Genomic DNA, 24561 nt, shown 5'->3' with positions numbered 1-24561 from the left:
ACGAGAGGGCATCCGCGATGGCAACAGGGGTCATGGCATGACAGAAGGGGGCATCACCATGGGGCCGGCCACCGCGAGGGCTGTGTCGTCCCCGCGCAGCACCCGCACGATTTCGAGGGCAAATTCGATGGCGGTGCCTGGCCCCTGGCTGGTGATCAGGCGATGAGCCTCATCCGTCACGACCCGCGCCTTACTCAAGTGTGCGGCTGGCAGGCTTGCTTGAAAGCCCGGATGACAGGTGACGCTGGCATCCCCCAGCAGATCGTGGTGTTGCAGCACCACTGCGGGGGCGGCGCAAATGGCTGCTCGCCAGCGGCCGAGCGTCGCCTGCTCCCTGAGCAGGTCGATGGCGAGCGGCGTATCGCGGATCGCTTCGCTGCCGGGCAAACCGCCCGGCACGACTATGGCCTCGAAGTCACGGCTGGTCAGCTCGTCGATATGATAGTCAGCGACGAGTTGCACCCCGCGGGAGGCGCGGATCTGGCGCAGACCGGCAGGACAGCAGGAGGCGAGCAGCACCTCGATGCGGGCGCGCACCAGGGTGTCGACGATGGCGACCGTCTCTATCTCTTCCGAGCCGGGGGCTACCAATACCAGTACTGTCATACTGCACTCCTTAGTTGCCCGCGATCTCGCCAGGCTCAGCTCTTCTCTTTGATGGCCTGATAGAGGCCCTGATTGACCGGTACTGCGATGCCGTGCCGGGCGGCCCTGGCCAGCAGGAAGCCGGTGATGGCCTCGATCTCGGTCTCTCGGCCCAGCTCCATGTCCTGATACATGGAAGAGTAATTGTCGGCGGTGAGCTCCACCACCGTCATGGCGCGGCGCAGCAGCTCATCGTTGCTGGTGGGCTGGCCTTCGGCCTGCATCACGTCCGCCACTTCCACGCAGATCTGTTGCAGGACATCGGCGAAGCGGGGGCCGGCCAGCTCACCATTCTTGAGTTTATAGAGCGCGGTCAGCGGATTGATGGCGCAGTTGATGGCGAGTTTTTGCCACTGGCGAGCCAGGATCTGCTCATCCCAACCGGCCTGGCCGAGGGCGGCACCGAGATCGTCCGCCAGGGAGGCATGGGCCTTGGCCGCCTCATTGACCGGGCCGAGCCAGGTTTCACCCTTGCCGGTATGGCGGAACACGAAGTGGCCGCTTTGCATGGCGCCATGGCTGGTGACACCCGCGATGACAGGGTTATGGGGGAACAGCTGGACCACCTGCTCGGCTATGCCCATGCCGTTGTGCAGCAGCACTATGGGCACGCCTGCCGCCAGCTTGCCCACCAGCGGCGTCAGGGCCGACACCACCTGACCAGCCTTGGTCATCACCAGCAGACGCTTGATCTGGCCGGGCTGGCTGATGAAGCCGCGTTCGATGGCGATCAGCTGGGTATGGCCCTCCAGCGAGGTGAAGTCGATCCCGGGATGCAGGGTCGAACGGTGACGATCGCGCAGCAAGACGCGGGTAGGTTGACCGCTTAGAGTCAGCAGGGAGGCGAAGACGCCACCCAGGGCGCCGCAGCCCAGCAGTGACCATTGGGGGGAGGAGGGCAGTCGGGAACTCTGTAATCCGCTTGGCATGGAGAGACTCAATCAAGGTAGGGGTTGCATTCCGGTCAACCGCCCGCCGGGGATAAGTGAAGATGTTGCGTGGCGGACACTAACGGGTCTCGCCATTCCTGTGCGCAGGGGATTCTAGCAGAGCAACCCCATCGAAATCAGCAAATTTGCCGGTTTTCTGGTAGATTTGCCCCCTTATAGCGCAACATGAGGAGCCCTGACATGCCGTCATTCGATATTGTCTCTGAAGTCAAAATGAACGAGGTGTTGAACGCCGTCGATAACGCCAATCGTGAACTGGCGACCCGTTTCGATTTTCGTGGTGTTGAAGCCAGCTTCGAGCTGAACAAGGAAGAAGTGAAGCTGGAGGCCGATGCCGACTTCCAGCTTAAGCAGATGGTCGAGATCCTGCGCGCAGCCCTGCTCAAGCGCAACATCGAGAACAGCTCAATGGACGTGGGCGACAGCGTTCACTCCGGCAAGCGTTTCCACCTGAACGTCAAGTTCAAGCAGGGGATCGAGAAAGAGATCGCCAAGAAACTGGTGAAGCTGATCAAGGATTCCAAGATCAAGGTGCAGGTCGCCATTCAGGGTGATGAAGTGCGCGTCACCGGCAAGAAGCGTGACGATCTGCAGGAGGCCATGGCGCTGGTACGTGGTGCCGAGCTGGGTCAGCCGATGCAGTTCCAGAATTTCCGCGATTGATGACGGGCGGGAGGGTTCGGCCCTCCCCCTTATGCGACCGCCACGCGGTGCGACAGTAAAAGGTTCGATGACAGAGCCATAAAAAAACCGGAGCAGCTGCTCCGGTTTTTTGTATCCGCATTACCCGTTCTATCAGAACTTGTAGGTAACGGAGAAGTAGTGGCTGAAGCCAGAGCTCTTCCAGGGGGTACCGTCGTAGGCGGTAGAGCCATCTTTGGTGCCGTAGGCATCCATGAAGTACTTCAGGCCGTAACCGACAGCATAGCGGTCAGAGTGCCAGTAGATACCGTGGAAGGTCGCCAGGTTGTCGCTGGTACGGTCGGCACGGTCGTGGGTGTCCAGATCGAAGGCGTAATCCAGGTAGCCCTGGTAGGAGACGAAGCTGCCGTTGCTGAAGGTGTAGAAAGGCTTGAACCAGTTCATGGCGAACCAGTAACCGTTCCACTCACCTTCTTCTTCGGTGAAGAACTGGTTTTCGGTGGCGTGGCGGGCATACAGGTTCATACCCACTTTACCGAACCAAGGCACCTGTACGTCAGCACCCAGACCGATCATGTTTTCCATCTGGTTGTCGCCGATGTTGTTCAGGGAGGCGATGTACACCTCTTGCACCGGGCCGAAGGAGAGATCTTTACCAGTCAGCGCATCCAGAGACATACGCGGCGCAAACTTCATGAAGAGGTTCTGACCCTTGTGCTTGTCGCTGTGACGGGAATCGAAGATGTCGAACACATCGACGTAACCGTACAGGTCAAACAGACCGGAACGACCGCCAAATTCCATTTCGAAGTAGGTGTCGTTGTAATCTTCTGCACCAGTGGTGAAAGGACGTTGGTCGATGGTATGCATGACGTTGAACTGCATCCACTTGTAATCGTTCTTGTGGATGTCACCGCTGTAGTCAGCAGCGAAGGCCGGGGTGGCGGCAGCAGCCAGCAGACCGGCAGCGATCAGAGTCTTGGTAAATTTGGCCATTTTATTGGTCTCTTGTGCGTTAGTTGAGGTTTTCCGTAGCCTGCCCACAAGGAGCGGAAGGGATTCTAGCCAAATAAATTCATCGGAGAAACAAGAGCCGGGGAACTTTATTCGGAAGTGTGAATCTAATCACCCCCAATTTCACGCAAACGCTTGCTATTTATCCTGTTGCGAGAGCAAGTCTCTTCCTCGTTTGGCAACCAGCAAGATCAGGATCAACACAGGAATGCCGAGCAGGCTGGTGCCGATAAAGAAGGTGCTGTAGCCGAACTGTTCGACGAAACGCCCGGAGAAACCCGCCAGCAGCTTGGGCATCAGCAGCATGACGGAGCTGAACAGGGCGTATTGGGTGGCGGAGAAGGCCACGTTGGTCAGGCTCGACAGATAGGTCACGAAGGCGGCTGTCGCTATGCCGGCGCTGAGGTTGTCGACCGAGATGATCAGGGTCAGCAGCTCCAGGTTGTGGCCCACTTCGTTGAGCAGGGCGAACAGCAGATTGGTGCTGGCGGTGAGCAGGGCGCCGAGGAACAGGATGCGCAGGGTGCCAAAGCGCATCACCAGCACGCCCCCCAGGGCGGCCCCCACCAGCGTCATGATGACGCCATACACCTTGGTGATGGTGGCCACTTCCGTCTTGCTGAACTGCAGGTCCACGTAGAAGCTGTTGGACATCACCCCCATCACCACATCCGAGATGCGATAGCAGGCGATGAGCCCCAGGATCAGCATGGCCGAGCCGCCGTAACGGCGGAAGAAATCGGCAAACGGACACCAGATGGCCTCGTAGATCCAGGCGCCGATGCCGGCCAGCGAGGTGGGCCAGCCACGGGAGAGCAGCAGCGCCTTGCGCGCCTCCTGCTGATCGTTCTGACCGGCGAGATCTATGTCCGGTTCGTGGCAGATCAGGGTGGTGATGACGCCGAGGGACATGAGCCCCGCCATCAGCAGATAGGTGAGTTGCCAGCCACGGTAGTCATAGCCGCTGTTGCTGCCGAGCCAGGCCGCCAGTGCCAGCGCCCCCGCGCCGGCCATGATCATCGCCAGTCGGTAACCCGTCATGTAGGAGGCCGCCATGGCCGCCTGCAACCGCTCCGGCGCCGACTCGATGCGATAGGCGTCGATGACTATGTCCTGCGTCGCGGAGCAAAACGCCACCAGCAGGGCAAACAGGGCGAGCTGGGCGAGCTGGGTCTTGGGATCGCAATAGGCCATGCCCACCAGCGAGAGGGCAATCAGCAGCTGGGAGAGCAGCATCCAGCTGCGGCGGCGCCCCAGCCAGCGGGAGAGCAGCGGCAGCGGCATCCGGTCAACCAGCGGCGACCACAGCCATTTGAAGCCATAGGCCAGCGCCACCCAGCTCATGTAGCCGATGTCGGTCAGGCTGACATCGGCCTCGCGCAGCCAGAACGAGAGGGTGCCAAACACCAGCAGCAGAGGCAGGCCGGACGAGAAACCCATGGCAAACAGTATGAGAACCCGAGTCTCAAGGTAGACGGCGAGCGAGTCTCGCCAGCTCGGTGTGCGGACAGTGTTCAAATACCTGACTCCTCTGGGAAAATTGCGCCATTTTGTCAGGTTCGGGGGGGATAGCCAAGGCAAGCCGAGCGTGGCGGGTCTGGATTCAGGGGCGCGAACCCATGCAGTGGCGCGGGCAGGGGCCCTCTGTGGTCAGATAGTTGGCGCATTCCATCAGCTGCAGGCGCAGCCAGACGTCGGCGATGATCTGCTGCTCATCCCACTGATGCAGGCTGTGCAGCAGGTGCCAGAACACCCCTTCCCGGTCGGTAGCCGGTTGTTTGTCTGCGGGTATATGGGGCAAGTCTTGCCAGTGGGAGAGGAGCTGCCAGCTCAAGTCTTTCAACTGCTGATAGGAAATTTCTCGTGCCAGAAAGTGACGAACCGCCCGGGCCAGCGGGACTGTGTGTTGGGCTAGGTACTCGTTGCAGGTCACCGGAACCTCCTTCTCCTCATGTGGGCCATACCCCGGGAACATGGGGCAAGGCCAGAGTATAGAAAGGGGCGCCGGTGACCCGGGCAAAGACGCGGCGGAATGTGATCCGGCCCGCGTTATTTCTCCGCCAGCAACACCACCTTCTTCAGGATGATGGGGCTGGTGGGCACGTCGTTGGCGCGCAGGATGGAGCTGTAACCCGTCTGCACCTGGGCCAGCTTGTCCAGCACCTCCATGCCCTGCACCACCTGGCCGAACACGGTATAACCGGCGCCGGCATTGGCGTTGAGGTTGTTGTTGTCGGTCAGGTTGAAGTAGAACTGGCGGGTGGCGCTGTCCACGGCCTGGGTGCGGGCCATGGCGATGCTGCCACGCTTGTTGGGCAAGCCTCCCTTGGACTCGTTGACCACGGGATCCAGGGTCGGCAGTTGCTGGAACTGCTGGTTATAGCCGCCCCCCTGCACCACGAAGTCCTGGATCACCCGGTGGAACAGGCTGCCGTCATAGCTGCCGTCCGCCACGTAGCGCAGGAAGTTTTTCACCGTCTGCGGCGCCTGCTTGGAGGCCAGCTCCACCACTATGTTGCCGTGGTTGGTCTCCATCCTGACCTTGGGGCCGGCGAACGCCAGCGGGGCGATCAGCATGGCCAGTAACCAGAGTTTTTTCATTTGACTCTCCTCGCTCAGCTCGGCTGACCCTTGAGATAACCACGCAGGGCATTGTCCGCCATGATCTGTTGCAGCAGGCTGCCCAGCTGCTGGTTCAGGATGGATTCCAGCTCGGCCATGGTCGGTTCACCCGGACCTTCCTTGCTGGAGGACATGTTGAACTGCTTGGTCAGCTTGCTGCCCTGGAAGTCGGCCATTACCTGCAGGCTGACGCGGGACTTGGTGACATAGGTGAAGGTTTTCTCTTCCACCGTGACCGCGGCGCTGGAGATGGCCAGGGTCAGGTTGGTGGTACCGCTGTTGCCCACTTCCAGCCCCTGGCTGCGCAGGCCTTCGGCCAGTTTCTCGGCCAGCAGGTTGTTGAGCGGCTGCTCGCTGTTGACCAGCACGGCGGCCTTCTCTTTCTTCTTGATGGAGAAGACGTAGGCGGCTTCACGCTTGTCGACCCCTTCCAGGGTGATGCGGTTGCCCGAGTAGTACTGCTGATTGGAAGGAATCACCTGCGGGTTGAGCAGGGCGGTTTCCGGCCAGTGAGTCGCACAACCACCCAGCGTCAGGGCGGCCAGCAGCAAGAGTGACTTTTTCATCATGGGTTTCCTTTATCTTTCTGTTTAGCGTTTGATGGCTTTCAAAATAACGAATTTGCTGTTCGACGCAACGACTTGTGCATTGGCAAACAGGCGCTTGAGTTTGTTGTGATAATCCAGGTGACGGTTGCCTACTATCCAGAGTTCGCCCCCCTGGGGCAACACCCGGTGGGCATCGCTGAACATCTGCCAGGCGATATGATCGGTGATCGCCTGCAACTGATGGAAGGGCGGGTTGCAGAGGATCCGATCCGCCGAGCCGACTTCCACCCCATCGAGACAGTTGTTGACCATGAAGCGGGCGCGGGGCAGGGCATCCGGCAGATTGTGTTCGACGTTGAGCCGCGCCGAGGCGACCGCCATGTGGGATTCGTCGATGAAGGTCACCTCCACCTCGGCATCCCGCGCCAGCAGCGCCAGCCCCAGCACACCGTTGCCGCAACCCAGATCGATCACGCGTCGTGCGCTATGGATCGGAAGGTTGTCCAGCATAAAGCGGGCGCCTATATCCAGGCTGGTGCGCGAAAACACATTGGCATGGTTGTGGATGAGCATGTCGGTGCCCTCCAGCGGCCAGACCGTGGGGAAGGGATTGGCCAGCACGGGGCGTTCGGCGGGCGTACCGGCCGGGGTGCAGTGAATGAGGCGTGCCTTCTTCCAGGCCAGCGAGGTGCGGGTCGGTCCCAGGTATTTTTCAAACAGCGCCAGAGTGGAGCTGTGAATGTCCTTGGCCTTGCCGGCGGCGAGGATGCGGGTGGCCGGGGTTGCCACCTGGCGCAGGGCCAACAGTTGCTGCTCCAGCAGCGCCTGATACTTGGAGACCTTGATCACCACCAGTGCGGGGGCTGCAGGCAATGGCGCCAGCGCATCCTGCAGCGTGATGGCATGGGGATCCAGCCCGTTCTCCGCGAGGTTGGCCAGGGTGGCCCGCTCGCTGATATGGGAGTCGCTCACACAGACGGGGGCATGGCCGTGCAGGTAGGCGGCCAGGGCCCCGAAGCCGTCGTTCATGATGATGACGGGGCCGGTCTGCTCGAGTGGCGCCTCTGCCAGGGTATTGATCAGGTACTCGTCTGCCGCATCCCAGGCCTGCAACGGATCCTGGCTCTGGCGTGGATAGCGATACAGGGTCAGACGACAATGAGCCGTGTCGAGAAGGGTTTGCATAAGCGAAGCGTCCAGATGATTCATAAAACAGGCGCCGGCGGGGCGCAAAGTGGCGCTATTCTAGCGGGGGCGGAGAATTTCACCAGCCCGGCGGCACCGGGCGAGGGGCAAAACCGCGCCTCTTTTCCCGTGCCGGACGATTTCGTCATACTGCCAACCCTGGCTACAATGGCCGGACATCCATTTTGGGAGTTTTGCTCGTGACCATGCAACAACAGATCGAGGCCAAGCTGGCCGCTGCCTTGTCCCCCAGCCACCTGGAGGTGATCAACGAAAGCTACATGCACAGGGTAGCGCCGGGCTCAGAGAGCCATTTCAAGGTGGTGGTGGTGAGCCAGGACTTCGAGGGTCAGCGACTGCTGGCTCGTCACCGCCAGGTCAATGGGGTGCTGGCCGACGAGCTGGCGGGTGCCATTCATGCACTGGCGTTGCATACCTATACGGAGCAGGAGTGGCAGCAACGGGAACAGGCGCCGACGACCCCGAGTTGTGTCGGCAAGAATGGCCCGGCCTAAGGCTATTGACGAGTTGATTACTCAATCCTCGATTAGTTAACAATTAATAAACGTTTTTTGGCGGCGCCCCGAGTCCTGGCTCGTGGGGTCGCTCTCCTGCCCAGACATCAAAATTTCTAATCTATTTTTGAACATAAACGCCATTACCTATTTTGAGGTATTAATGGCTAACTCGAGGCAAATCCTGAGGTTTAGTGAAGAAATCGGCGTGATTAAATTTCGATGATTTTGTGATAGAGCGGGGATTTTCCCCATTTTGCATGGCAGTAAACTTGCCATAAGTGCTAAACTCAGGCGCTTTTGAATGACCCTGTATGTTGCTGATTTGTTTGTTTCTTCGACATTTTTTCGCAACATGAACGGGCTCATTCAACAACTCGTCGTGATGTATTTCTCGGCGCTAACCAACCTGTCTTCCCTTAACGGTAGTGCAAGTGAGTATGATTACAATTAAAAGAGGACTGGAGATCCCCGTGCTGGGTGCTCCGGAGCAAGTAATCTACGATGGCCCGGCCATCACCCGTGTTGCTACACTCGGCGAAGAGTTCGTGGGGATGCGACCTACTATGTTCGTCAAAGTAGGTGATCGCGTCATTAAAGGTCAGGAGCTCTTCGAAGATAAGAAGAATCCCGGCGTTAAATTCACGGCCCCCGCCACCGGTGTGGTTTCTGAGATCAACCGGGGTGCCAAGCGCATTCTGCAATCTGTCGTCATCGAACTCGATGGGTCCGACGAGCAGGTGACCTTTGAACACTTTGCGTCTGCCGAGCTCGCACAGCTCGCGCGCAGCAAGGTGCAAGAGATCCTGGTCGCGTCAGGCCAATGGACTGCGTTGCGTACCCGCCCATTCAGCAAGGTACCGGCAGTGGGCTCAACCCCGCGCGCCATCTTCGTCACCGCGATGGACACCAACCCGCTGGCCGCCAATAGCGACCTCATCATCAAGGAACAGGCTCAGGCTTTCCTCGATGGTCTGGCGGTATTGACTCGCCTGACCGATGGCGCCGTCCATGTCTGCAAGGGCGAGGCCAGCCTGCCGCACGCTTCCCTGGCGCAAGTCAAAGAGGAAGTGTTCGTCGGCCCGCACCCTGCCGGTCTGCCTGGTACCCACATCCACTTCCTGGATCCGGTCAGCGCCAAGAAGGTGCAGTGGTACATCAACTATCAGGATGTCATCGCTTACGGCAAGCTGTTCACCACAGGCCAGATCTTCACCGACAAGGTGATCTCCCTGGCCGGTCCGAACGTGGTCAAGCCACGCCTGCTGCGCACCCGCATGGGCGCCTGCATCAGCCAGCTGACCAACAACGAGCTGCGTGCGGATGAAAACCGTGTCATTTCCGGTTCCATCCTGAGTGGTGCCAAGGCCGAAGGGGTGCATGACTACCTGGGTCGTTACCACAATCAGGTGAGCGTGCTGGGCGAGGGGCGTGAGAAAGAGTTCCTGGGTTGGGTCAATCCCAGCGCCAGCAAGTTCTCCATCACCCGTACCACCCTCTCTCATCTGATGAAGGGCAAACTCATCAACTTCACTACCACCACCAACGGTAGTGATCGCTCCATGGTGCCTATCGGCAACTATGAGCGCGTGATGCCGCTCGACATCCTGCCGACCCTGCTGCTGCGGGATCTGGTCTCCGGTGACATCGACAGCGCCCAGGCGCTCGGTTGTCTGGAGCTGGATGAGGAAGATTTGGCGCTCTGTACCTTCGTCTGCCCCGGCAAGACAGAATACGGCCCAGTCTTGCGTGAGTGCCTGACCAAGATAGAACTGGAAGGTTAAGCGATGAGTTTCAAGCAACTTCTTGAAAATATGGAACATCACTTCGAGCCGGGCGGCAAGTACTCCAAGTACTATGCCCTGTTCGAGGCGGCGTACACCCTGTTTTATACCCCCGGGTCCGTGACCCGCAATGCTGCCCACGTCCGTGATGCGATCGATCTGAAACGCATGATGATCATGGTGTGGCTGGCCGTGTTCCCGGCCATGTTCTGGGGCATGTTCAACGTCGGCAATCAGGCGATTGCCGCCATTGCCCATCTGGGCACGGCTGCCGGTGCCGACACCTGGCAATATGCGCTGGCGCAACTGCTGGGTGCCTCGCTGGATCCTGCCGTGGCCGGCATCGGCAGCAAGATGCTGATCGGTGCCACTCACTTCCTGCCCATCTACCTGACCGTGTTCCTGGTCGGCGGTTTCTGGGAAGTGCTGTTCGCCATGGTGCGCAAGCACGAGATCAACGAAGGCTTCTTCGTGACCTCCATCCTGTTCGCCCTGATAGTGCCGCCCGAGCTGCCCCTGTGGCAAGCCGCGCTGGGTATCACCTTCGGTGTGGTGCTGGCCAAGGAAGTGTTCGGTGGTACCGGCAAGAACTTCCTGAACCCGGCCCTGGCGGGTCGTGCCTTCCTGTTCTTCGCCTACCCTGGCCAAATCTCAGGTGATGCCGTCTGGGTTGCCGTTGACGGCTACTCGGGCGCGACCGCACTGAGCCAGTGGGCCCAGGGCGGCCAGATGGCGCTGATCAACGGTGCCACCGGTCAGGCCATCAGCTGGATGGATGCCTTCCTCGGCAACCTTCCGGGTTCCATCGGTGAAGTCTCCACCCTGATGATCCTCATCGGTGCCGCCATGATCGTCTACATGCGGATCGCCTCCTGGCGCATCATCGCCGGTGTGATGATCGGCATGGTCGCCACCTCCCTGCTGTTCAACGTCATTGGTTCAGACACCAACCCCATGTTCAACATGCCGTGGCACTGGCATCTGGTGCTGGGCGGCTTCGCCTTTGGCATGGCCTTCATGGCGACCGATCCTGTCTCCGCCGCCTTTACCAACAAGGGCAAGTGGTGGTATGGCGCCCTGATCGGCGTCATGGTGGTGCTGATCCGTGTCGTGAACCCCGCGTTCCCGGAAGGCATGATGCTGGCCATTCTGTTTGCCAACCTGTTTGCCCCCTTGTTTGACCATTTCGTGGCGCAGGCGAACATCAAGCGGAGGATCGCTCGTGGCGTTTAATAAAGACTCTACTGTCGGCACCCTGACGGTTGTAACCGGTCTGTGTCTGGTCTGTTCCATCGTGGTCTCAGTGGCTGCCGTGGGGCTGCGTCCGGCTCAGCTGGAAAACAAGGCGCTGGACAAGCAAAGCAACATACTGTCCGTCGCCGGTGTCGATGTCAGCAGCGTGGCCAAGCGTGATCTGGCCCAGCTGTACGGCGACAAGATTGAAGCGCGTCTGGTGGACCTGACCACGGGTGAGTTCGTTGACGGCGATGCCGACAACTTCGACACCAAGCTGGCAGCGAAAGACCCGGCCAAGAGCATTCGTCTGGCATCTGCCGACGACAAGGCCGGTCTGCGTCAAATCTCCAGACTGATCCCGGTGTTCTTCGCCAAAGATGCCGAGGGCAAGGTCGACAACATCATCCTGCCTATCTACGGCCAGGGTCTGTGGTCCACCATGTATGCCTTCGTCGCCGTGGCGGCTGACGGTCAGACCATCAAGGGCATCACCTACTATGACCACGGTGAAACCCCGGGTCTGGGCGGCGAGATCGAGAACCCGGCCTGGCAAGGTCTGTTCATCGGCAAGAAGCTGTTCGATCAGGACGGCATGCCGGCGTTGCGCGTCATCAAGGGCCATGCTCCGGCAGGTTCCGAGCATGAGATCGATGGTCTGTCCGGTGCCACCCTGACAGGTAACGGTGTACAGCACACGTTCGACTTCTGGATGGGACCCAAGGGCTTCGGTCCTTTCCTGGCCAAGATTCGTGCAGGAGAAATCAACAATGGCTGACAAGAGCGAAATGAAGAAGTTGCTGTTGACGCCTGTGCTCGGCAACAACCCCATCGCACTGCAGGTGCTGGGTGTCTGTTCCGCGCTGGCCGTTACCAGCCAGATGAAGACGGCGTTCGTGATGACGCTGGCGGTGACCGCGGTCACCGCCTTCTCCAACCTGTTCATCTCCCTGATCCGCAACCAGATCCCGAACAGCGTGCGGATCATCGCCCAGATGGCGGTGATTGCCTCACTGGTTATCGTGGTTGACCAGGTGCTCAAGGCGTATGCCTATGACATCTCCAAGCAACTGTCGGTATTCGTGGGTCTGATCATCACCAACTGCATCGTGATGGGTCGTGCCGAAGCCTATGCCATGAAGAGCGCCCCGCTGCCCTCTTTCCTGGACGGTATCGGCAACGGTCTGGGCTATGGCGCCGTGCTGCTGGTCGTGGCGACCGTGCGAGAGATCCTGGGCTCGGGTACCTGGTTCGGTATCGAGCTGCTGCCGCTGGTGAACAATGGTGGCTGGTACGTGCCTAACGGCCTGTTGCTGTTGCCGCCGAGTGCGTTCTTCATCATTGGTCTGATCATCTGGGGCGTTCGCACCAGGGATCCCAAGCAGGTGGAGGCGAAGGATTAAGGTATGGAACACTATCTGAGTCTGTTGATTCGTTCGATTTTCATCGAAAACCTGGCCCTCTCCTTCTTCCTGGGGATGTGTACCTTCCTGGCTGTGTCCAAGAAGGTCAAGACCGCCATGGGTCTGGGGATTGCCGTTATCGTGGTTCAGACCGTTGCCGTTCCGGCCAACAACCTGATCTACAACTACGTCCTCAAAGATGGCGCCCTGGTCTCCGGCCTGGATCTGAGCTTCCTGAGCTTCATCACCTTCATCGGTGTGATTGCGGCCCTGGTGCAGATCCTGGAAATGGCGCTGGACAAGTATTTCCCTGCGCTCTACAACGCGCTTGGCATCTTCCTGCCGCTCATCACGGTGAACTGCGCCATCTTCGGTGGCGTCTCCTTCATGGTGCAGCGTGACTACAACTTCGTGGAGTCCGTGGTCTATGGCGTGGGGTCGGGTGCAGGCTGGATGCTGGCCATAGTCGCGATGGCAGGGATCCGCGAGAAGATGAAGTACTCCGATGTACCGGAAGGCCTGCGTGGTCTGGGCATCACCTTCATCACCGCGGGTCTGATGGCGCTGGGCTTCATGTCCTTCTCTGGTATTTCCCTGTAATCGGAAAGGAAATATAGATGGAAATTATTCTGGGTGTGGTCATGTTCACCGTGATCCTGCTGGCCCTGGTAGCAGTCATTCTGTTCGCCAAGTCCAAGCTGGTGACCGCAGGTGACGTGACAATCAGCATCAACGGCGACCCGGCCAAGGCTGTCACCAGCCCGGCGGGTGGCAAGCTGCTCGGCGTACTGGCCGGCAGCGGTATCTTCGTCTCCTCCGCCTGTGGCGGCGGTGGCTCCTGTGGTCAGTGCAAGGTGCGGGTGAAAGCCGGCGGCGGCGATATTCTGCCGACTGAGCTGGATCACATCAGCAAGGGCGAGGCCCGTCATGGCGAGCGTCTGGCCTGTCAGGTCACTGTGCGTGGCGACATGGACATCGAGCTGCCGGAAGAGATCTTCGGGGTGAAGAAGTGGGACTGTACCGTCATCTCCAATGACAACAAGGCCACCTTCATCAAGGAGCTCAAGCTGCAGATCCCCGATGGCGAGAGCGTCCCGTTCCGCGCCGGTGGTTATATCCAGATCGAAGCCCCTGCTCACCATGTGCAGTACAAGCACTTCGATATCCCCGAGGAGTATCGCGGGGACTGGGATCGCTTCAAGATCTTCGAGCTGGAGTCCAAGGTCAACGAGCCGATCATTCGTGCTTATTCCATGGCCAACTATCCGGAAGAGTTCGGCATCATAATGCTGAACGTGCGGATCGCGACCCCGCCGCCCAGCAACTGGACTGCGCCTCCCGGCCAGATGTCCTCCTACATCTTCAGCCTCAAGGCTGGCGACAAGGTGACCATCTCGGGTCCGTTTGGCGAGTTCTTCGCCAAGGACACAGACGCCGAGATGGTGTTCATCGGTGGTGGTGCGGGTATGGCGCCGATGCGCTCCCATATCTTTGACCAGCTGCGTCGCCTGAAGACCCATCGCAAGATGAGCTTCTGGTACGGTGCCCGTTCCAAACGCGAGATGTTCTATGTCGAAGACTTCGACATGCTGGCCGCCGAGAACGACAACTTCCAGTGGCACGTTGCCCTGTCTGATCCGCAACCGGAAGACAACTGGGATGGTTACACAGGCTTCATCCACAACGTCTTGTTCGAGAACTATCTCAAGAACCACGAGGCGCCGGAAGATTGTGAATTTTACATGTGCGGGCCTCCCGTCATGAACGCTGCCGTCATCAACATGCTGAAAAACCTCGGTGTTGAAGACGAAAACATCTTGCTGGATGACTTTGGTGGTTAATCAATGCACAGTGTTGTAAAGACCTGGCTAGCCTTCGGGCTAGCCTTTTTCTTGACTGGGTGCGGTCAGGAAACGGTCCAATCCAAGCCGGAGATCCACATCACCGGCAGCACCATGGGTACCTACTACTCCATCAAGGTGGCGGACAACGTCATCACGGATCCGGCCAAGTTCCAGGCCGAGGTCGATGTCCTGCTGGAGCGGGTCAACGACCAGATGTCGACCTATCGTCCCGACTCCGAGCTGTCGCGTTTCAACCAGCACCGCAGCTCGACCCCAGTGGTGGTCTCTCGCGATACCGCGCGTGTGGTGACTGAATCCCTGCATCTGGGCCGTGAGAGCCGCGGCGCGCTGGACGTGACCGTCGGTCCCCTGGTCAATCTGTGGGGTTTCGGGCCGGATGCACGTCCGACCAAGATCCCGTCCGAGGAGCTGATCACCCAGACCCGCCAGAAGACAGGGCTGGGCAATCTGCACGTGATCACCTCCGCCGATGCGGATACCCTGCAAAAGGACATTCCGGATCTCTACGTGGATCTCTCCGCCATCGCCAAGGGCTTTGGGGTGGACAAGGTGGCCGAGTATCTGGAAGCCATGGGGTCTCACAACTATCTGGTGGAGATCGGCGGTGAGCTGCGCATCAATGGCGTCAACGGCAAGGGTCACCCCTGGCGCGTAGCCATCGAGAAGCCGACTGCCAATGCCGGTTCCGTTCAGGAAGTGATAGTGGCCGGTGACAACGGGGTTGCCACCTCGGGTGAATACCGCAACTATTACGAGATGGACGGCCAGCGCTTCTCCCACACCATAGATCCCATGACGGGCAAGCCCATCCAGCATCGCATGGTGTCGGTGACCGTGATCCACCCCTCCTGCATGACGGCAGACGGGCTGGCGACCGTGTTCATGGTGCTCGGGCCCGAGAAGAGCCTGGCCTATGCCAAGGAGCGCGGGCTGGCTATCTTCGTGATCACCAAGACGGCCGATGGCTTTGAAGAGGCGTATTCAGATGCCTTCAAACAGTATCTGGTTAGAAAGTAAGAGGCAGTAGCATGCAGATTTTCTTGATCACCTTCGGGGTGTTTCTGGCGGTCGTGGTGGCCATGGCCATAGGTTACATCTTCCAGAAGAAGACCATCTCAGGTTCCTGCGGTGGGCTGGGCACGATCGGCATCGAGAAAGAGTGCGATTGTCCGGAGCCCTGTGACAACCGCAAGAAGAAGATGGCCAAGGAAGAGGCCCGTCGCAAGATGCTGATCGACAACCGGATCATCTGAGCGGGTCGGGGGCCGAAGTCGTATTTGGTCCCATGCTGGATAACAGGCGGGCTGACCTTGTGGTCAGCCCGCTTTTTTATGGCGGTGTGCTCAGTAGTCGTATTGACGACAGGCTTTCTTGTTGAATTCGGCCTGCCAGCGCGCCAGTTCTTCCCGTGTGCCCAGCTCGTCGCCCTGCTTGATGGCCTTTTCCAGTGCCGCTATGCGGTCATACAGCCAGCTGCATTCGGCAGTCGGGTTGTCCTTGCTGCTGCCAGGCTGCGGCAGCAGGCAGAACCCCAGCCCTAATCCCAGCCAGAGTGTTTTCATCTCGTCCTCCTTGACCCATGGGGTGGTGAATGGTGCCTTAAGAGTCTATGCCTGTTCGTCGCTTCATGCCGATGGCAGAAACGGCAGCGCTGGGTTAGCATAGGCAGGTTACCTGTTTATCCGTACAGTGGTATGCGCAAAATCATTCACATCGACATGGACTGCTTCTACGCGGCGGTAGAGATGCGGGACAACCCGGCCCTGCGCGAGGTGCCGCTGGCCATCGGCGGCTCGGCAGACAGGCGCGGCGTCATCTCCACCTGCAACTATGTGGCGCGCCGTTTCGGGGTGCGTTCCGCCATGCCGAGCGGCCTGGCCAAGAAGCTCTGCCCGCCGCTGGTGCTCATTCCCGGCCGGATGGCGCTCTACAAGGAGATCTCCCGCCAGCTGCGCGCCATCTTCCTGCGCTACACCGAGCTGGTGGAGCCGCTTTCCCTCGACGAAGCCTATCTCGACGTCACCGACAGCCCCTGCTGTGGCGGCAGTGCCACCCTGATGGCGGCCGAGATCCGCCACGCCATAGTGGCCGAGCTCGGGTTGACCGCCTCGGCCGGGGTGGCACCGAACAAGTTTCTGGCCAAGCTGGCCTCGGAGCAGCGCAAGCCCGACGGCCTGTTCGTGATAAAGCCGAATGAGGTGGACGAGTTCGTGCGCCAGCTGCCGTTGGCCAAGCTGCCGGGAATTGGGCGCAAGACGGCCGATCGGCTGGAATCCCAGGGGCTTTACTCCTGCGAAGATGCGAGAGTGCTCAGCAGCGAGGAGCTGATCGCCCGATTCGGCAAGCTGGGAGAGATGCTGACGGGGCGGATCTGGGGCCATGACGATCAGCCCGTGCAGGCCCAGCGGGTGCGCAAGACCATAGGCGTGGAGACAACCCTGGCCAGCGACGTGCTGGATGAGGCCGCCTGCTGGCAGGTGCTGAGCCGGCTCATTCCCGAGCTGGAGCAGCGCTTTGCCAAGGCCTGCCCGGCAGAGGCGCTGATGGGGCAGGGGATCAAGCTCAAGTTTGCCGATTTTCAGCAGACCACAGTCTATCGTCGTGGCGGCTATCAGCCTGAGCTGTTTCACGATCTGCTCCATGAGGGGCTGCTGCGGGCACAGGGCAAGCCGATCCGGTTGCTCGGGCTGGTGGTCGGGCTGCCCCGTGACGGAGAAGTTAACCAGCTCAGCCTGGATTTCGCCTGATAGGTTAAGTTTTTGTTTCCAAAACCGATACACTGAGCACATCTGTACGAAGTTAGGAATGGTGGCATGAGTTCTCTTTCTGTTCAGGGGCGCATTACCCTGATCGCCGGTTGTTGTTTGTTGGCCAGTGCCGGTGCCCTGGTCGCCTCTTCTCTCTATAGCGCCGCCAGGATGCAGGATCAGGTGCTGACCTCCACCACTGAGGAGGCGCAGCGTTCGGCCGAAAACTGGATGAAGGCGATGGGATCCGAGCAGGCGGCCAAGGTCACCAGTTATCTGGATGAGGCCTATTTCCGAACCACCCTGCTGGCCCAGGGGATCCTGTTCCAGCGCAAGAATGCGGCCGACAACTTCGGCTCCTCCGAGACGCTGCGTGGCGCCGTCAATCAGCAACTGCACGATGCGGCGGCCTCCTCGGCCAATCTGCTCGGTGTTTATGCGGTGTTCGAGCCGGATCAGCTCGACGGGGAGGACAGCAACTACCATGGCTCCAGTGCGCTTGGGGCCAACGACAAGGGGCGCTTCTCCACCTATTGGGCCCGGGTCGACGGCAAGATAGAAGCCGAGGTGCAAAACGAATCCGTGCTGGCGGACGAGAGTCCGACGGCGGCCGGCGGGGTGGAGAACGAATGGTATCGCTGCAGCATCCGCAGCAAGGCGCTCTGTCTGCTCGAACCTTATCTCGACGATGTGGGGTCGCAGAAGGTGCTGATGACCTCGGTAACAGTCCCCCTGCTGGAGCAGGAGACCCTGCTTGGCATGGTCGGGGTCGATATTTCGCTGGCCACCTTGCAAAACCTGGTCAAGGAGATGGATCAGGCGCTCTATGACGGTCAGGGCAAGGTGCTGCTGGTCAGTCACGAAGGGCGCGCCGCCGGGGTGGATGGTTTTGACGTGACCCTGGGCAGCTCGCTGGGCCAACAATACCAGGCGCTGGCCGGCGATCTGACCGGCTGGCTCGGCCAGGGGCAGACCATGACCCGCTGGAGCCCGGACGGTTCTTTGCTGCAAACCTTCGTGCCGGTCAGGATGCGCGGCACCGCGCAGACATGGGGCATCTATATAGAGCTGCCCCGCAGCGTGGTGCTGGCCTCGGCCCGTCAGTTGCAAGAGGATCTCTCCAGCCAGGCCAATCGCAGCGTGGTCACCCAGCTGGTGATCGGCGGCGTGATCTCGGCGATCGGGCTGCTCTGCATCTGGCTGATGGCTCATCAGATAGTGGCGCCCATCCGCGCCGTGGTGGCCCGCCTCAAGGACATAGCCACCGGGGAGGGGGATCTGACCCAGCGCATCGACTTGCATCGCGATGACGAGATAGGTGAGCTGGCCAAGTGGTTCAACAGCTTCCTCAACAAGTTGCAGACCACCATCAGTCAGGTGATAGACACGGTCGCCGGCACCCGCGCCAGCGCTGAGCAGGCGGCCCAGGTTGCCGAGCGCACCAGCGCCGGCATGCAGGCCCAGTATCAGGAGGTGGATCTGGTGGCGACCGCCTTCGAAGAGCTGAGCGCCACCGCGCTGCAGGTGGCGGGCAACGCCAACTCGGCGGTGGCGGCAGCCAACCAGGCCGATACCTCGGCGCAGGAGGGCAAGTACGTGGTGGCCGATACCCAGGAGGCGATGCGCAAGCTGATGGCGGTGATCAGCGACGCCAAGCCGGTGGTGGAGCGGCTCTCCGCCAACAGCGAGAACATCAACGACATCCTGGTGGTGATCCAGGGGATCGCCGAGCAGACCAACCTGCTGGCGCTGAACGCGGCCATCGAGGCGGCGCGGGCCGGTGAGCAGGGCCGCGGCTTCGCCGTGGTGGCCGACGAGGTGCGCAATCTGGCGGGGCGTACCCAGAACGCCATCGTCGAGATCCAGACCCTCATAGGGCAGTTGCAATCCGGTACCCAGGCCGTGGTCAAGGCGATCATGACGGGCCACAGCCAGGCGGATGTGACGCTGACAAAGGTGGATCTGTCGGTCAGCGTGCTGGAGCAGATCATCCATGCGGTGGCGACCATACATCAGATGAACGAGCAGATTGCCCGGGCGGCGCAGGAGCAGAGCGGGGTGGCGGACGAGATCAATCGCAACGTCAGCAACATTCGTGATGTGAGCCACACCATACGGGCCGAGGCGGCGACCTCCGCCGAAAACGGGCGCGAGTTGTCGGCGCTGGCGGACAAACAGCAGCAGCTGGTGGGGCAGTTCAAGGTATAGGGATAAGAAAAAAGGCGCCATCCAACCGGAGGCGCCAAACACATTCAGATGACAGACTGGGTTAAATCGGTCCGATTTAAGCCCCTCTTCCCGCAGAGGAAGAAACACAACACCACAATCGCAGACCACTGACTCACAAAAATCACATGTAAACCAACATGGAAGAGAAAAAGTGAGCCATATGACAACGGATTGCGAAGCGAATTATGTTTATTCACTGGTCGGCCCGCAACCGACAAATTATAATGCGGCCCATTAGAAAAACTCATCGTCGGCTGGTCTCATGTCTCGTCGTTTACCCCCGCTCAATGCACTGAAAGCATTCGAAGCCGCGGCTCGTCACTTAAGCTTCACCCGGGCTGCGGAAGAACTGTTCGTGACCCAGGCTGCCATCAGTCACCAGATCAAGGCGCTGGAGGAGTATCTCGGCATCAAGCTGTTTCGCCGCAAGAACCGCTCGCTGCTGCTGACCGAAGAGGGGCAGGGCTACTTCCTCGACATCAAGGACATCTTCAGCTCCATCTCGGAGGCGACCGACAAGCTGCTGGCCCGCAGCGCCAAGGGGGCGCTCACCGTCAGTCTGCAGCCGAGTTTTGCCATCCAGTGGCTGGTGCCCAGGCTGGTGAAGTTCAGCGAACGCCATCCGGACATAGACGTGCGGATCAAGGCGGTGGACATGGACGAGGGGTCGCTCACCGACGATGTGGACGTGGCCATCTACTACGGCCGTGGCAACTGGCCTGGGCTGAGATCCGACAAGCTGCACACCGAATACCTGATCCCCGTCTGTTCGCCGCTGCTGCTGACTGGCCCCAAGCCTCTGCGCACCCCGGATGATCTGACCCGTCATACCTTGCTGCACGATACCTCCCGCCGTGACTGGAAGGCCTGGTTTCGCCAGCTCGATATAGATGCCCCCAACGTCAATCAGGGGCCCATCTTCAGCCACTCGACCATGGTGATCCAGGCGGCGATCCACGGCCAGGGGGTAGCGCTCGGCCACAGCGTGCTGGCCCAGCCCGAAATAGAGGCCGGTCGCCTCATCTGCCCGTTCGAACAGGTGCTGGTGAGCAAGAACGCCTTCTACCTGGTATGCCAGGAGCAGCAGTCGGATCAGGGCAAGATAGTGGCCTTCCGCGACTGGATGCTGGAGCTGGTGGAGCAGGAGGAGGCCCGTCGCCGGGCACGGCTCGCCGATGCATGAGGTCTGATGGGTGAGGCACTGAGGTGATTGTGTGAGAGAGGACGTCATGACTGAGGTGATAAGGGAGGGGGCAAGCGATGCCCCCGTTCGCATTTTGCTGGCCCACGGCGCCGGTGCCGGCATGGAACACGCCTTTCTCGCCGAGCTGTCACGCCTGCTGGCGGGGCCCGATGTCGAGGTGGTGCGTTTCAACTTCCCCTACATGAGCAAGCGGGCTCAGGACGGCAAGCGCAGACCGCCGGACAGAGCGCCCGTGTTGCTCGACCATTGGCGTCAGATGGTGCGCGAGTTTGCCCATCCAAGACTGTTTCTGGCGGGCAAGTCCATGGGGGGACGCATGGCGGCAGAGCTGTATCGCGAAGGAGAGGACGAGATGAATGCTGCAGGATTGCTCATTCTCGGGTATCCTTTCCACCCCCCGGCCAAGCCTGACAGCTGGCGGGGCGAAGTGCTCAAGCAGATCAAGACGCCGACCCTGCTGTTGCAAGGGGAGCGCGATACCTTCGGCACGCGCGCCGAACTGGCAGATTTTCCCTTCTCACCCCACGTATCGGTCCACTGGCTGACCGATGGTGACCATGGCTTCAAACCGCGAAAAGCGAGTGGAGTGAGCGAGCAGGAGAACCTGCAACAGGCGGCCGATCGGATAAAGAGCTTTATCGCCTCCACTCGGGTTGAAGCCTGACGGTGGTGAGCGAGACAAGGAGGAGCCAAGGATGCAGAACCAGCGAGAGTTTCAGCGGCATTGGTTGGTGCTGGCGGGCCTGTTTGGCCTGACGGCAACCCTGCTGGGGGCCTACGGTGCCCACGGCCTGGCGGCGAGCGGCATCACGCCTTCGCTGCTGGCGGCGTTCAACACAGCCGTGCAATATCAGTTTTTTCACGCACTGGCCCTGCTGGTGCTGGGTTGGTGCGGTGTGCGCAGCAAGGTGATCACCTTTGCGGGCTTCGCATTTGTGCTGGGGATCCTCGGATTTTCCGGCAGTATTTACGCCATGGTGCTGCTCGGCAGCAAGGGGCTGGGGCTCATTACCCCGGCCGGTGGCCTCTGTTTTATGTTGGGATGGGCGGCTCTGATATGGGCTGGCTGTCGTCTTGGAGGAAAAAATGAATAATCTGCTGCTTTATTGCCGCCCCGGTTTTGAGAAAGAGGCGGCGGCAGAGATCACCGAACGTGCCAGTAACATGCAGTGTTACGGTTTCGCCCGGGTCAAGGACGACAGCGGTTATGTGATATTCGAGCTGTATGACGAGGAGCAGGCCGATCTGCTGGCCCGCAAGCTGCCATTCAAGGAGCTCATCTTCATCCGCCAGATGCTGGTGGTGACCCATGAGCTGAAGGATCTGGATCTCTCCGACCGGATCTCTCCCATCCTGGAGGCGGCCGCCAGCTATACCATCTGCGGCGATCTGCGGGTGGAGACAGCCGACACCAACGAGGCGAAAGAGCTGTCGGCCTTCTGCCGCAAGTTCACAGTGCCGCTTCGTCAGGCGCTGCGCAGCAACGAGTTGCTGACCAAGAAGGAGACGCCGCACCGTCCGGTGTTCCACGCCTTCTTCATGGCCAACGATCACCTGCTGATCGGTTACTCCTACTCGTTCAACAACTCCGAATTCCACATGGGCATACCGCGTCTGCGCTGCCCGCCGGATGCCCCGAGCCGCTCCAGCCTCAAGCTGGAAGAGGCCTTCTACGTGTTCGTGCCACGGGAAGAGTGGGACCTGCGCCTCACCTCCGGCATGAAGGCGGTCGATCTCGGTGCCTGCCCGGGTGGCTGGACGCATCAGCTGGTGCGTCGCGGCATGATGGTGACCGCGGTGGATAACGGCACCATGGCTCCCTCCCTGATGGATACAGGCCAGGTGAAGCACCTGCGTGACGACGGTTTTGTGTGGCGTCCCAGCAAGAAGAACATCTACTGGCTGGTGTGCGACATGGTGGAGAAGCCGGCACGGGTTGTTCACATGATTGCCGACTGGTTCCGCGAGAACGACTGCCAGGAGGCGGTGTTCAACCTCAAGCTGCCGATGAAGAAGCGTTACGCCGAAGCTGTGCACAACATAGAGGTGTTGCGCGGCCTGCTCAAGGAGATCGACAACGCCTTCGTCATCCAGGCCAAGCAGCTCTACCACGATCGCGAAGAGATCACGGTACACGTCTACAACAAGTACTGGGTCTCCAAGCTGGAAGCCAAGGACTGACGTCCGGCGCCTTGCCGTGAACGGAAAACAGGACCGACAGCAGAGATGCTGTCGGTCCTGTCGTTTATGCAGGCCTAGAAGCGATAGTCGAAGCGCAGGGAGGACTCGCCGTCGGTGAGCTTGAGCTCTATGTCGAGGGGGATGGAGCGATCGGTCGGGCTGAACTCCAGCTTGACCCCGTTGCCGCGCAACTTGATGGAGGTGTTCATGCCACCGGCCTTGAACTTGATCCTGGGTTTGTGCTGCTCGAAGGAGAGGCTCACGCTCTTCTCGGCGGTCAGATTCAGCTTCTGATAGGGGGTGACCTGGCTGTTGCCATTGCTGTCGGTCACTATGTCCACCCCGAAGGAGAGCGGTTTGGGCGCCTTGAGCAGCTCGTTGGTATCCATGGTGGAGCGCCAGACCTGGCTGGCTTGCTGGGTGCCGGATGCCGGTAGTTCTTTCCAGGCATTGTCGACCGGTCTGTCTACTGCCATGACACTGCTGCTGATGAGCAGCAGGCTGAAAATAGCGCGCATAATGGATCTCCTTATCCCTTATCTATTGAACATAGTAGCCAATCGATGAGGGGGGTAGCGCGCCGCGAGATAAAACAAAGGGAGCCGAGGCTCCCTTTTAAAATCAATACATTAGACTAGATTACAGCCGATCTATGATGGACTGGGTGAACTCGCTGGTGGAGGCCGAGCCCCCCAGATCCCGGGTGACCCGATCGCCGGATTCTATGGTGGCGCGCACCGCTTCCCGAATGCGTTCAGCCTTGTCCTGCATGCCCAGATATTCCAGCATCTGGATGGAGGCGAGGATCACCGAGGTCGGGTTGGCGATGTTCTTGCCGGCGATATCCGGTGCCGAACCGTGCACCGCTTCGAAGATGGCGGCGCCATCCCCTATGTTGGCGCCCGGCGCCATGCCGAGGCCACCCACCAGACCGGCGCACAGATCAGAGAGGATGTCGCCGAACAGGTTGGTGGTGACCATGACGTCGAACCGCTCCGGGTACATCACCAGGTTCATGCAGGCGGCATCGACGATCATCTCCTCGCTCTGGATATCCGGATAGCGGGCCGCCACTTCACGGGCCACTTCCAGGAACAGGCCCGAGGTGGACTTGAGGATGTTGGCCTTGTGGATGATGGTGACCTTCTTGCGCCCTTCCTGACGGGCCAGCTCGAAGGCGAACTTGACGATGCGCTCGGCCCCGTCGCGGGTGATGATGCTCATCGCCTCGGCGCTCTGGTTGTCATCGCTGCGCTTCTGGCCGGCGCCCGAGTACATGCCCTCGGTGTTCTCCCGTACCGTGATGATGTCGATGTTGTCGTAACGGCTGCGGGTGCCCTTGAAGGAGATGACGGGGCGGACGTTGGCGTAGAGGTTGAATTTCTTGCGCAGGGAGACGTTGATGGAGGTGAAGCCGCCGCCGACCGGGGTGGTGAGCGGGCCTTTCAGGCTGACCTTGTTCTTCTCGATCAGATCCAGGGTGGCCTGGGGCAGCAGCTCGCCGTGCTTCTCCAGCGCGACCAGACCGGCATCCGCATATTCGTATTCGAAGTCACAACCGGCGTGGGTCAGGATCTGGATGGCGGATTCTATGATGCTGGGGCCAATGCCGTCGCCCGGGATGACGGTAATTTTTCTTTTTGACATGAGAGGTATCCACTTCTAGGGAACAGAGGGGGAGGATTCGGCCGTTTTATACCATTTCTACACCTAACCCTCCATGTTTCTTTACATTCTATCTGCTTTTGTCAACAGCAAGGGTGAGTCCCGTCATGATTGGCAGGATTGCTGGGG

At 60.0% G+C, this 24561-nt stretch carries 27 protein-coding genes; 16 read left to right on the top strand and 11 right to left on the bottom strand.

The window, feature by feature from the left end; all coding sequences use genetic code 11:
- Positions 1-30 precede the first annotated feature (30 nt).
- Both ACM3N8_RS06495 and ACM3N8_RS06490 read right to left on the bottom strand, forming a co-directional pair.
- Positions 31-606: a DJ-1 family glyoxalase III gene (locus ACM3N8_RS06495; protein WP_098984789.1), complete on the bottom strand. Its 576-nt coding sequence runs from the start codon at positions 604-606 to the stop codon at positions 31-33.
- 35 nt (positions 607-641) lie between these two features.
- On the bottom strand, positions 642-1574 hold the full coding sequence (locus ACM3N8_RS06490; protein ID WP_098984788.1) for a ketopantoate reductase family protein: 933 nt from the start codon (positions 1572-1574) through the stop codon (positions 642-644).
- 201 nt (positions 1575-1775) lie between these two features.
- On the opposite strand from ACM3N8_RS06490, the gene ACM3N8_RS06485 reads away from it, so the two are divergent.
- Positions 1776-2258 carry a YajQ family cyclic di-GMP-binding protein gene (locus tag ACM3N8_RS06485; protein ID WP_005311958.1) on the top strand — a complete coding sequence of 161 codons (483 nt, stop codon included), beginning with the start codon at positions 1776-1778 and terminating at the stop codon, positions 2256-2258.
- Positions 2259-2390: 132 nt separating this feature from the next.
- On the opposite strand, the gene ACM3N8_RS06480 is transcribed toward ACM3N8_RS06485, so the two are convergent.
- The 6 genes from ACM3N8_RS06480 to ACM3N8_RS06455 all read right to left on the bottom strand — a co-directional run bounded on the left by ACM3N8_RS06480 (position 2391) and on the right by ACM3N8_RS06455 (position 7606).
- Positions 2391-3233 carry an outer membrane protein OmpK gene (locus tag ACM3N8_RS06480; RefSeq protein ID WP_043134423.1) on the bottom strand — a complete coding sequence of 281 codons (843 nt, stop codon included), beginning with the start codon at positions 3231-3233 and terminating at the stop codon, positions 2391-2393.
- A 156-nt stretch (positions 3234-3389) separates the two neighbouring features.
- The gene (locus ACM3N8_RS06475; RefSeq protein WP_103471423.1) at positions 3390-4769 is read right to left on the bottom strand and encodes an AmpG family muropeptide MFS transporter; all 1380 of its coding nucleotides are present in this window, start codon (positions 4767-4769) and stop codon (positions 3390-3392) included.
- A gap of 85 nt (positions 4770-4854) precedes the next feature.
- Complete coding sequence (locus ACM3N8_RS06470; protein WP_290019871.1) at positions 4855-5184, bottom strand: hypothetical protein; 330 nt, start codon at positions 5182-5184, stop codon at positions 4855-4857.
- Positions 5185-5300: 116 nt separating this feature from the next.
- Positions 5301-5852, bottom strand: a complete 552-nt coding sequence (locus ACM3N8_RS06465) for a peptidylprolyl isomerase (protein ID WP_042867155.1) — start codon at positions 5850-5852, stop codon at positions 5301-5303.
- A gap of 14 nt (positions 5853-5866) precedes the next feature.
- Complete coding sequence (locus ACM3N8_RS06460) at positions 5867-6439, bottom strand: YajG family lipoprotein (RefSeq protein WP_043134428.1); 573 nt, start codon at positions 6437-6439, stop codon at positions 5867-5869.
- A gap of 24 nt (positions 6440-6463) precedes the next feature.
- Positions 6464-7606 carry a methyltransferase gene (locus ACM3N8_RS06455; protein ID WP_290019870.1) on the bottom strand — a complete coding sequence of 381 codons (1143 nt, stop codon included), beginning with the start codon at positions 7604-7606 and terminating at the stop codon, positions 6464-6466.
- A gap of 206 nt (positions 7607-7812) precedes the next feature.
- On the opposite strand from ACM3N8_RS06455, the gene ACM3N8_RS06450 reads away from it, so the two are divergent.
- From ACM3N8_RS06450 to nqrM, 9 genes are all read left to right on the top strand, one after another.
- A complete protein-coding gene (locus ACM3N8_RS06450) occupies positions 7813-8121 on the top strand; it encodes a BolA family protein (RefSeq protein ID WP_416015891.1) in 309 nt (102 codons plus the stop codon).
- 440 nt (positions 8122-8561) lie between these two features.
- Entirely contained in the window at positions 8562-9905 is a 1344-nt protein-coding gene (locus tag ACM3N8_RS06445) for a Na(+)-translocating NADH-quinone reductase subunit A (protein ID WP_416015723.1), read from the top strand.
- Positions 9906-9908: 3 nt separating this feature from the next.
- The gene (locus ACM3N8_RS06440) at positions 9909-11138 is read left to right on the top strand and encodes an NADH:ubiquinone reductase (Na(+)-transporting) subunit B (RefSeq protein ID WP_043554758.1); all 1230 of its coding nucleotides are present in this window, start codon (positions 9909-9911) and stop codon (positions 11136-11138) included.
- Positions 11128-11916, top strand: a complete 789-nt coding sequence (locus tag ACM3N8_RS06435) for a Na(+)-translocating NADH-quinone reductase subunit C (protein ID WP_043134434.1) — start codon at positions 11128-11130, stop codon at positions 11914-11916. Before ACM3N8_RS06440 ends, ACM3N8_RS06435 begins: the two co-directional genes overlap by 11 nt.
- Positions 11909-12541, top strand: a complete 633-nt coding sequence (locus ACM3N8_RS06430) for an NADH:ubiquinone reductase (Na(+)-transporting) subunit D (protein ID WP_042867161.1) — start codon at positions 11909-11911, stop codon at positions 12539-12541. Before ACM3N8_RS06435 ends, ACM3N8_RS06430 begins: the two co-directional genes overlap by 8 nt.
- Before the next feature lie 3 nt (positions 12542-12544).
- Entirely contained in the window at positions 12545-13141 is a 597-nt protein-coding gene (gene nqrE, locus ACM3N8_RS06425; RefSeq protein WP_005330713.1) for an NADH:ubiquinone reductase (Na(+)-transporting) subunit E, read from the top strand.
- Positions 13142-13158: 17 nt separating this feature from the next.
- Positions 13159-14382: an NADH:ubiquinone reductase (Na(+)-transporting) subunit F gene (gene nqrF, locus ACM3N8_RS06420; RefSeq protein WP_043134436.1), complete on the top strand. Its 1224-nt coding sequence runs from the start codon at positions 13159-13161 to the stop codon at positions 14380-14382.
- 3 nt (positions 14383-14385) lie between these two features.
- Entirely contained in the window at positions 14386-15423 is a 1038-nt protein-coding gene (locus tag ACM3N8_RS06415) for an FAD:protein FMN transferase (protein WP_043554759.1), read from the top strand.
- A gap of 11 nt (positions 15424-15434) precedes the next feature.
- Positions 15435-15659, top strand: a complete 225-nt coding sequence (nqrM, locus tag ACM3N8_RS06410) for a (Na+)-NQR maturation NqrM (RefSeq protein WP_042867164.1) — start codon at positions 15435-15437, stop codon at positions 15657-15659.
- Positions 15660-15749: 90 nt separating this feature from the next.
- Here the strand turns inward: nqrM and ACM3N8_RS06405 are convergent, their stop codons facing one another.
- Positions 15750-15968 carry a hypothetical protein gene (locus ACM3N8_RS06405; protein WP_103471417.1) on the bottom strand — a complete coding sequence of 73 codons (219 nt, stop codon included), beginning with the start codon at positions 15966-15968 and terminating at the stop codon, positions 15750-15752.
- Between the two features lie 132 nt (positions 15969-16100).
- Here ACM3N8_RS06405 and dinB point away from each other — a divergent pair, with 132 nt between their 5' ends.
- The 6 genes from dinB to rlmM all read left to right on the top strand — a co-directional run bounded on the left by dinB (position 16101) and on the right by rlmM (position 22767).
- Positions 16101-17153, top strand: a complete 1053-nt coding sequence (gene dinB / locus ACM3N8_RS06400) for a DNA polymerase IV (protein WP_290017349.1) — start codon at positions 16101-16103, stop codon at positions 17151-17153.
- A gap of 66 nt (positions 17154-17219) precedes the next feature.
- Complete coding sequence (locus ACM3N8_RS06395) at positions 17220-19361, top strand: methyl-accepting chemotaxis protein (protein ID WP_290017348.1); 2142 nt, start codon at positions 17220-17222, stop codon at positions 19359-19361.
- Between the two features lie 283 nt (positions 19362-19644).
- Positions 19645-20565, top strand: coding sequence for a transcriptional regulator GcvA (locus tag ACM3N8_RS06390; RefSeq protein ID WP_043134445.1), 921 nt, complete (start codon positions 19645-19647; stop codon positions 20563-20565).
- 46 nt (positions 20566-20611) lie between these two features.
- Positions 20612-21250, top strand: a complete 639-nt coding sequence (locus tag ACM3N8_RS06385) for an alpha/beta fold hydrolase (protein WP_290017347.1) — start codon at positions 20612-20614, stop codon at positions 21248-21250.
- A 31-nt stretch (positions 21251-21281) separates the two neighbouring features.
- Entirely contained in the window at positions 21282-21680 is a 399-nt protein-coding gene (locus ACM3N8_RS06380) for a DUF423 domain-containing protein (protein WP_290017346.1), read from the top strand.
- Complete coding sequence (rlmM, locus tag ACM3N8_RS06375) at positions 21673-22767, top strand: 23S rRNA (cytidine(2498)-2'-O)-methyltransferase RlmM (RefSeq protein WP_043134451.1); 1095 nt, start codon at positions 21673-21675, stop codon at positions 22765-22767. Before ACM3N8_RS06380 ends, rlmM begins: the two co-directional genes overlap by 8 nt.
- Positions 22768-22841: 74 nt before the next feature.
- Here rlmM and ACM3N8_RS06370 read toward each other — a convergent pair whose 3' ends face one another.
- Both ACM3N8_RS06370 and ACM3N8_RS06365 read right to left on the bottom strand, forming a co-directional pair.
- Positions 22842-23285: a hypothetical protein gene (locus ACM3N8_RS06370; protein WP_098984775.1), complete on the bottom strand. Its 444-nt coding sequence runs from the start codon at positions 23283-23285 to the stop codon at positions 22842-22844.
- Positions 23286-23406: 121 nt separating this feature from the next.
- Positions 23407-24414 (bottom strand): isocitrate dehydrogenase, encoded by a 1008-nt coding sequence (locus ACM3N8_RS06365; protein ID WP_103471411.1) that lies wholly within the window; start codon positions 24412-24414, stop codon positions 23407-23409.
- Positions 24415-24561 lie beyond the last annotated feature (147 nt).

The organism is Aeromonas sp. A04 (assembly GCF_047780465.1).
Classification (GTDB): domain Bacteria; phylum Pseudomonadota; class Gammaproteobacteria; order Enterobacterales; family Aeromonadaceae; genus Aeromonas; species Aeromonas bestiarum.
The sequence above is the reverse complement of the archived record's forward strand: the minus strand, read 5'-3'. Positions and strand labels throughout refer to the sequence as shown.

What these genes read in the sequence shown, in the direction of transcription:
- ACM3N8_RS06485 (WP_005311958.1), top strand. Translation starts at nt 1,776, where the DNA reads ATGCCGTCATTCGATATTGTCTCTGAAGTCAAAATGAACGAGGTGTTG.
- ACM3N8_RS06455 (WP_290019870.1), bottom strand. Translation starts at nt 7,606, where the DNA reads ATGCAAACCCTTCTCGACACGGCTCATTGTCGTCTGACCCTGTATCGC.
- dinB (WP_290017349.1), top strand. Translation starts at nt 16,101, where the DNA reads ATGCGCAAAATCATTCACATCGACATGGACTGCTTCTACGCGGCGGTA.
- ACM3N8_RS06490 (WP_098984788.1), bottom strand. Translation starts at nt 1,574, where the DNA reads ATGCCAAGCGGATTACAGAGTTCCCGACTGCCCTCCTCCCCCCAATGG.
- ACM3N8_RS06495 (WP_098984789.1), bottom strand. Translation starts at nt 606, where the DNA reads ATGACAGTACTGGTATTGGTAGCCCCCGGCTCGGAAGAGATAGAGACG.
- ACM3N8_RS06370 (WP_098984775.1), bottom strand. Translation starts at nt 23,285, where the DNA reads ATGCGCGCTATTTTCAGCCTGCTGCTCATCAGCAGCAGTGTCATGGCA.
- ACM3N8_RS06450 (WP_416015891.1), top strand. Translation starts at nt 7,813, where the DNA reads ATGCAACAACAGATCGAGGCCAAGCTGGCCGCTGCCTTGTCCCCCAGC.
- ACM3N8_RS06395 (WP_290017348.1), top strand. Translation starts at nt 17,220, where the DNA reads ATGAGTTCTCTTTCTGTTCAGGGGCGCATTACCCTGATCGCCGGTTGT.
- ACM3N8_RS06390 (WP_043134445.1), top strand. Translation starts at nt 19,645, where the DNA reads ATGTCTCGTCGTTTACCCCCGCTCAATGCACTGAAAGCATTCGAAGCC.
- ACM3N8_RS06445 (WP_416015723.1), top strand. Translation starts at nt 8,562, where the DNA reads ATGATTACAATTAAAAGAGGACTGGAGATCCCCGTGCTGGGTGCTCCG.
- ACM3N8_RS06440 (WP_043554758.1), top strand. Translation starts at nt 9,909, where the DNA reads ATGAGTTTCAAGCAACTTCTTGAAAATATGGAACATCACTTCGAGCCG.
- ACM3N8_RS06385 (WP_290017347.1), top strand. Translation starts at nt 20,612, where the DNA reads ATGACTGAGGTGATAAGGGAGGGGGCAAGCGATGCCCCCGTTCGCATT.
- nqrF (WP_043134436.1), top strand. Translation starts at nt 13,159, where the DNA reads ATGGAAATTATTCTGGGTGTGGTCATGTTCACCGTGATCCTGCTGGCC.
- nqrM (WP_042867164.1), top strand. Translation starts at nt 15,435, where the DNA reads ATGCAGATTTTCTTGATCACCTTCGGGGTGTTTCTGGCGGTCGTGGTG.
- ACM3N8_RS06365 (WP_103471411.1), bottom strand. Translation starts at nt 24,414, where the DNA reads ATGTCAAAAAGAAAAATTACCGTCATCCCGGGCGACGGCATTGGCCCC.
- ACM3N8_RS06465 (WP_042867155.1), bottom strand. Translation starts at nt 5,852, where the DNA reads ATGAAAAAACTCTGGTTACTGGCCATGCTGATCGCCCCGCTGGCGTTC.
- ACM3N8_RS06405 (WP_103471417.1), bottom strand. Translation starts at nt 15,968, where the DNA reads ATGAAAACACTCTGGCTGGGATTAGGGCTGGGGTTCTGCCTGCTGCCG.
- ACM3N8_RS06380 (WP_290017346.1), top strand. Translation starts at nt 21,282, where the DNA reads ATGCAGAACCAGCGAGAGTTTCAGCGGCATTGGTTGGTGCTGGCGGGC.
- ACM3N8_RS06430 (WP_042867161.1), top strand. Translation starts at nt 11,909, where the DNA reads ATGGCTGACAAGAGCGAAATGAAGAAGTTGCTGTTGACGCCTGTGCTC.
- ACM3N8_RS06480 (WP_043134423.1), bottom strand. Translation starts at nt 3,233, where the DNA reads ATGGCCAAATTTACCAAGACTCTGATCGCTGCCGGTCTGCTGGCTGCT.
- nqrE (WP_005330713.1), top strand. Translation starts at nt 12,545, where the DNA reads ATGGAACACTATCTGAGTCTGTTGATTCGTTCGATTTTCATCGAAAAC.
- ACM3N8_RS06460 (WP_043134428.1), bottom strand. Translation starts at nt 6,439, where the DNA reads ATGAAAAAGTCACTCTTGCTGCTGGCCGCCCTGACGCTGGGTGGTTGT.
- rlmM (WP_043134451.1), top strand. Translation starts at nt 21,673, where the DNA reads ATGAATAATCTGCTGCTTTATTGCCGCCCCGGTTTTGAGAAAGAGGCG.
- ACM3N8_RS06415 (WP_043554759.1), top strand. Translation starts at nt 14,386, where the DNA reads ATGCACAGTGTTGTAAAGACCTGGCTAGCCTTCGGGCTAGCCTTTTTC.